The organism is Dolichospermum sp. FACHB-1250 (assembly GCF_014696335.1).
GTDB lineage: Bacteria > Cyanobacteriota > Cyanobacteriia > Cyanobacteriales > Nostocaceae > Dolichospermum > Dolichospermum planctonicum.
This window is the reverse complement of the sequence record NZ_JACJPZ010000020.1, coordinates 69,868-75,867: the sequence shown is the minus strand read 5'-3', so window position 1 is coordinate 75,867 and position 6,000 is coordinate 69,868. Positions and strand designations below refer to the sequence as shown.

Genomic DNA, 6,000 nt, shown 5'->3' with positions numbered 1-6,000 from the left:
CTCTCATTTCTTGCTTTCTGAATAATAAATTTTTTAATCATCTTGAATTCGGACTCCTTAGGAAACTTTACTTTCTCACACCACCCCCCTTTTAATGATATGTATTCTCATTAAGCTTATTTCTCTTTAATTGATCGTTAGTTATTATGTACTACTATCTCTGCTTTTTTGATCTGTGACAGTTCAGGGTGCGGAATGTGGGTTAAATCTAAAAACAGGTAAACAAATTTGTTTAATTGGGGCTAAAGCATCTGGTACTCAAGCGCGTCCGGTATTCACATGGATCAATGCTAAATATAAATATCGAGTTTCTTGGCAAATTGTGCAACGGGAATTGATCAGATTAGAGGTAATAGATCCTTCAGGTAAGGTGATTTTAAATCAATTGTTCGTTAGTGAACCTGGGAAATTTGAAAATCCCAATACAACTAAATGTTAGGAAATATTAAAATAGCGATATTACTGAATAAAAAATATGAACTGATCTGATTTATTTACCAATGCAAAACCTACTGAAAATTCGATCTAAAACTGATTCTGTAACTTCTTCACCAGTGATTTCTCCTAATGCTTGAATTGCACCTCTTAAATCAATTGTCCAAAAATCTAAGGGTAATTGTTCAGTGATTGTAAATTGCAGTTGTTCTAAATCGCTTTTCGCTTTTATTAAAGCTGCTGCTTGGCGTTGATTAATTGCTAAATCCATATCAGCGGCTTGAACTTTTCCGGCTTGAACTATTTCTAAAATCGCCATTTCTAACCGATCAATTCCTTGATTTATGGCTGCGGCTGTGACAATTTGGGATTTAGGATTTAGAATTTGGGATTTAAGGTTTTCTTGTTCTGCTAATGAAATCAGGTCAATTTTATTAATTACTAAAATTACATTCTGGTGTTTTACTTGTACATAAATTTCTTGATCTGCTGGTGTCCAACCTGCGGTAGCATCAATAGTCAATAATACCAAATCAGCAGCATTAGCAGCACGATGAGATCGCTCTACACCAATTTTTTCTACTTGATCTGTTGTTTCCCGAATCCCCGCTGTATCTAGCACCTGTACGGGAATTCCTCCTACAATTAATTGAGATTCTACCACATCACGGGTTGTTCCTGGTAAATCTGTGACAATGGCGCGATCGCTCCGACTCCAAGCATTTAATAAACTTGATTTTCCCACATTGGGCCGCCCCACTATCGCCACTTTTAAACCAGTTCGTAATAATTCACCTTTGTCTTTTGTGGTTAATAATTGACTAATTTCCCCGGTCACTTGCTCAATTTCGGTAATAATTCTTTTTTGATCTAAAGGTGGTAAATCTTCCTCAAAATCAATTCTGGCCTCAATTTCTGCCAAAATATCCAAACAATTAGCCCGTAATTTGCGAATAGGTTCGGCTAATTTACCCTGTAACCCAGCCAAAGCCATTTGAGCAGCTTGAGGTGATTTTGCTCCCACCAAATCAGCGATACTTTCCGCTTGGGTTAAATCTAATCTACCATTTAAAAATGCTCTTAAAGTAAATTCTCCCGGTTGGGCTAATCTTGCGCCATTTTCTAAGCATAATTGTAATACTTGTTGTACCGCTATAATTCCTCCATGACAATGAAATTCTACGACATTTTCACGGGTAAAAGAACGGGGGGCTTTCATGATCAATAATAAAGCCTCATCAATAATTTGCTTTGTTTGAGGTTGACGGATATAACCGTAAAGAATCCGGTGACTTTCCCAAATTTGTCGCCCCGGGGCATAAAATAGAGTTTGAGCGATGGCTATGGCATGATCACCAGAAACCCGCACAATACCTACACTACCTTGTTGAGGGACAACAGCAGTAGCGATCGCCGCAATAGTTCCAGTATTAGCCAATAATTCGGACATGAAGGGTTATTCTACTTCAGGGATAGAGGAAAAGCGCAATCTTAAACCTCTACAGTACACTAGTTTAAGAAAGAAATGAGGTAATTACCCATTACCAATAATAGTAAAAATTCTTGAGGAATTAATTATGGAACAAAAAATTAACTGTGCTGAAGCCTGTGTTAACGGGTGTGTTTTAGGTGATAAATGTCCGAATATCGAGTTTAGAGAATCAACTTCAAAATTTATCTCCGAAACTTCCCTAGACAAAATGCTAGAAATAGCTGAAGAAAGATTGCGGAAAAAAATGACAGAACCACCGAAATGGGTGTTTCCAGAAGATCCTTAAATGGTTTTTAGGTTGTAATTTAGGATTATTAATTGTGGGTATTGTTGGGTTGACGCAAGTAAACCCAACTCACTTGCTACTAAATCAACCAAAAATGATTTATTAAGTACAACAGTAAGTGATCTTCAGAAATCTGATTTAATGGGATATTTACAATGGTAATGGAAACAAAATATAGAGATCAATACCAAATTTATTTGACATCAGATCAATCTTTATCTTCTTATATGGTTTCACTTTTGAAATTAGAGAATCATGATCAACTACTTGAACCATCTGCTGGGGAAGGACATCTTTTAGAAGCAGCACTTCAAACTAATAAAAATATATCATCTGTTGCTTATGAATTACATCCTGAATCCGCAAAAAAACTCAGATTAAAGTTTAGCCAATTTAAAAATGTAGAGATAAGAGAGCGTGACACAATTTTTTGCCGAGATTTAGATCTATGTGAATATTTTGGTTATAAATTTACGAAAATTTTAGGTAATCCTCCCTATGGAGGTTGGCAAGAATATGATCGTCGTACAGAATTAAAAAGAAAATATCCGGGATTTTATATTAAAGAGACATATACTGTTTTTTTGCTACGTTGTCTCAAATTACTTGCAGAAAAAGGAAGACTTGTATTTATTATTCCTGACACTTTTTTGTATCTTCACAGTTATATTACTATTAGACGTTATATTCTCGAACAATTTACAATTGAAAGTATAGATGTCTTTCGTTCATCTCTATTTCCTGGTATTTCATTTGGTTATGCTGGTCTTTGTATTATTTCTATCCGTGCTGAGAAACCGAAATACAACCATTCTTTTTCTGTAAGATTTGTTGACTCTTTGGGGGATTTTACAGAATCTCCAAATATGAAATCTAATGGTAATAATATCATTCAGAAAGATATTTTTAATAGTGAATCTCTATCTATTCCTATATCGGCTAATGAATCAGTTTTTCATAAATTATCAAATAATATAACTAAAATGGCTGATATTGCTGACTGTGTAACAGGGTTTTATTCAGGAAATGATAAAATATTCTTGCGTAAAGCATCAACTTCTGTTAAAGGTTCTACCGATTATTTATTGGTTGATCCTAATGCTATTGAATCTACACCTTCCACATTACAAAATCCTTTACAGGGAATAGCAGGAACAAAACATTTTATTCCTATTCTTAAAGGTGGTGGTTTTAATTTCATTAAACCTACTCAATGGTATGTAGATTGGAGTTGGGAAACTGTTGAATATTATAAAAATAATAAAAAATCAAGATTTCAAAATTCTTCCTACTACTTTAAAACAGGAATTGGTTTTCCAATGGTAACATCTAAACGTCCTACAGCAGCATTAATTGAGGAAAGTCTCTTTGACCAATCTATAGTAGGAATTTTTCCTAAATCTTCTGTTGATTTATATTTTCTATTAGCTTATTGTAATTCTCCGGTTTTTTGGTTATGTTTAAAATCTATTAATCCATCTGCTAATAATTCTGCTAAATATATTTTAAAAACTCCTGTAATTTTACCTGATGAAGATACTATGAAAGATATCTCTTGGAAAACTCAAGAATTAGTATTAGAAATAAAGGAAGATAATCAAAAAGCATTATGTGAAATTTTGCAACAAGAAATTATTGATTCTATTATGAAATATGTGAATAAACAGATATCTTATAAACTGGTAGATACATCTGTTATGAATATGCTTTCAACCTGTTGTCAGGTGAATTAGCGATCGCTAACACACCCTACAAAATCAAAATATGATATTAATGCACCAACTCAATAGCCCGCTTAGTCAACGCCTCCGCAGTCAAGCCATTAAAAGCCATCAACTCACCCGCACTAGCTGTAGTTTCCCCACGCTTCCAGGGGAAAGAATCACGCTTACAATTACTGTGTAACATAAGACAATCAATTGTTATTTAAACTCAGATATCGCCGCAAAATATTTTGAGATTGTTCTAATAATTCTGCTTCTAAATAATTCTCAAGTGAGGTGAATTTTTCGTTGGTGTATCTATGATGGTTCTATTGTCTTCTCTTATTTAGATGATAGCTGGTGATGGTTGGGTGAGATGATGGGAACAGATACAGGGTTTGTATAGACTAATCCACCATCATTTGATATAATTAGAATAATCATCACATTATGATAAAAACTATGTCAGAAAGTGGATTAAATCTATTCATTCCGATGGAGTTACTGATTAACTCTTTAAACGCGCTAAGTTTATCAGAAAAACAGCAACTTTGGCGGATTCTTGATGAAGCTATTGCTGATGCTGAAGAGGAAAGTTGGCGAGAAGATAAAGAGACAAAAAAAGAAATTCAATTAGTCCGTGATGAATATGCAAATGGGGAATATATGACTTTTGAACAGTATCTAAATCAGAGAAAATAGATACTATGACTTACGATATTATTATCACTAAATCTATTCAAAAACAATTAGATAATCTTCCTAATAATATACAAGAGCGTGTATATGATAAGATTTCCCAACTTGCGAAAGAACCTCGTCCTGATGGGGTTGTCAACTTGAAAGTATATGACAATGAATATCGGATTAGAATAGGAGATTATCGTTTGGTTTATGAAATTCAAGATGAGCAATTAATTGTTTTACTTCTTCAGTGTAAGCATCGTCGTGATGTTTATAAAAAGTAGTACCCATTTTCTTGGCTAATAGTTCATTATCTTCTCTTGTTTACAAGATAGTTGGTGATAGTTGGGTGAGATAATGTAAACAGATACAGGGCTGTTGGGTTGGAATTTAGTGTTATTAATGGTGGGTATTGTTGGGTTTCCTTGTGTCAACCCAACCTACAAACTACTACTTTTTAATACCTTTAATAAATGCTGTTCTTGCATCAATAATGGAAGGCATTAAAACACAACTCGCCAATAAATCTATATCTAAATCTGGCAATAATTCACTTTGATTAATTTGCTCATAATTATCATTTTTAAGATAATATAGAGACAATTGATTATTTTCCCAAAACCAGACTTCGGTAATATTAAACCGTTTGTATTTTTCAAGTTTATCAATACTGCCACTGGTAATATTAATTTCAATTGCTAAATCTGGATTTGCTTTTTTCTCTCCGATGTAATAAGATTCATCAGGTTCAAAGGAAGCACTTTTTTCTTTTGCGCGACGAGTAGCACTACCTACTGGAATCAGATTTATGCCTATTTCACAGGAATATAATTCTAGTAAAAAACCAAGAATGGTTTTAATCATTTCATGTTGTTCACTCAGCGTCATAAATTCGATGTACCCATCAAGATAAGTTATCCGCAAACCTGCTGCGTCTGCGGTTAAGGTTTCTATTATTTCAAATTCTTTCCAGGTGTAATGGCCAGGTAGAAGAAATTGCTGTTCGGAAATTGTGGTGGTTTTGTCTAAGGTTTGGATAGTCATAGTAATTTTATGGTTATGACTTTAATCTTGATTATAACTCATGGTCAGGTGATAATTCTCAGGTGAGGTGAATCTTTCGGTGGTGTATCTGTCATGCTGCGAACTACTTACAGCAGCGCTTCGCTATCGCTCTAGTAATCGCTCGTAATGGTTGGGTGAGATAATGTGAACAGATACACAGGGTTTTTTGGTTGTAATTTAGGGTTATTAACAGTGGGTTATGTTGGGTTTCTTTGCGTCAACCTAACCTAATTACTGCCATGATAACAGTGATGATGATTTGTAAAGTATTGTAAATATTAATCAATGAGTTTTCAAAATTACCAAATTTAGCGTATGTTATGGATTGACAAGTG

At 34.1% G+C, this 6,000-nt stretch carries 7 protein-coding genes and 1 pseudogene; 5 read left to right on the top strand and 3 right to left on the bottom strand.

Annotation, left to right across the window (positions count from 1 at the left end):
- Positions 1-175: 175 nt before the first annotated feature.
- Positions 176-439, top strand: coding sequence for a hypothetical protein (locus tag H6F39_RS09390; RefSeq protein ID WP_190396602.1), 264 nt, complete (start codon positions 176-178; stop codon positions 437-439).
- Between the two features lie 51 nt (positions 440-490).
- Here H6F39_RS09390 and mnmE read toward each other — a convergent pair whose 3' ends face one another.
- Positions 491-1,885, bottom strand: a complete 1,395-nt coding sequence (gene mnmE, locus H6F39_RS09385) for a tRNA uridine-5-carboxymethylaminomethyl(34) synthesis GTPase MnmE (RefSeq protein ID WP_190371846.1) — start codon at positions 1,883-1,885, stop codon at positions 491-493.
- A gap of 127 nt (positions 1,886-2,012) precedes the next feature.
- Here mnmE and H6F39_RS09380 point away from each other — a divergent pair, with 127 nt between their 5' ends.
- Together H6F39_RS09380 and H6F39_RS09375 are read left to right on the top strand one after the other, a co-directional pair.
- Positions 2,013-2,213, top strand: coding sequence for a hypothetical protein (locus H6F39_RS09380; RefSeq protein WP_137907873.1), 201 nt, complete (start codon positions 2,013-2,015; stop codon positions 2,211-2,213).
- 155 nt (positions 2,214-2,368) lie between these two features.
- A complete protein-coding gene (locus tag H6F39_RS09375) occupies positions 2,369-3,946 on the top strand; it encodes an N-6 DNA methylase (protein ID WP_137907874.1) in 1,578 nt (525 codons plus the stop codon).
- A gap of 37 nt (positions 3,947-3,983) precedes the next feature.
- On the opposite strand, the pseudogene H6F39_RS09370 reads toward H6F39_RS09375, so the two are convergent.
- Positions 3,984-4,121 (bottom strand): annotated as a pseudogene (locus tag H6F39_RS09370) (hypothetical protein); the annotation flags it as partial.
- A gap of 257 nt (positions 4,122-4,378) precedes the next feature.
- Here H6F39_RS09370 and H6F39_RS09365 point away from each other — a divergent pair.
- Positions 4,379-4,618, top strand: a complete 240-nt coding sequence (locus H6F39_RS09365; RefSeq protein ID WP_137907875.1) for a hypothetical protein — start codon at positions 4,379-4,381, stop codon at positions 4,616-4,618.
- Between the two features lie 5 nt (positions 4,619-4,623).
- Complete coding sequence (locus H6F39_RS09360; RefSeq protein WP_190396601.1) at positions 4,624-4,884, top strand: type II toxin-antitoxin system RelE/ParE family toxin; 261 nt, start codon at positions 4,624-4,626, stop codon at positions 4,882-4,884.
- Positions 4,885-5,050: 166 nt separating this feature from the next.
- Here H6F39_RS09360 and H6F39_RS09355 read toward each other — a convergent pair whose 3' ends face one another.
- On the bottom strand, positions 5,051-5,644 hold the full coding sequence (locus tag H6F39_RS09355; RefSeq protein WP_137907877.1) for a Uma2 family endonuclease: 594 nt from the start codon (positions 5,642-5,644) through the stop codon (positions 5,051-5,053).
- Between the last annotated feature and the right edge of the window lie 356 nt (positions 5,645-6,000).

Excerpts from the sequence above, each read along its gene's own strand:
- H6F39_RS09360 (WP_190396601.1), top strand. The coding sequence starts at position 4,624 with ATGACTTACGATATTATTATCACTAAATCTATTCAAAAACAATTAGAT.
- H6F39_RS09355 (WP_137907877.1), bottom strand. The coding sequence starts at position 5,644 with ATGACTATCCAAACCTTAGACAAAACCACCACAATTTCCGAACAGCAA.
- H6F39_RS09375 (WP_137907874.1), top strand. The coding sequence starts at position 2,369 with ATGGTAATGGAAACAAAATATAGAGATCAATACCAAATTTATTTGACA.
- H6F39_RS09380 (WP_137907873.1), top strand. The coding sequence starts at position 2,013 with ATGGAACAAAAAATTAACTGTGCTGAAGCCTGTGTTAACGGGTGTGTT.
- mnmE (WP_190371846.1), bottom strand. The coding sequence starts at position 1,885 with ATGTCCGAATTATTGGCTAATACTGGAACTATTGCGGCGATCGCTACT.
- H6F39_RS09365 (WP_137907875.1), top strand. The coding sequence starts at position 4,379 with ATGTCAGAAAGTGGATTAAATCTATTCATTCCGATGGAGTTACTGATT.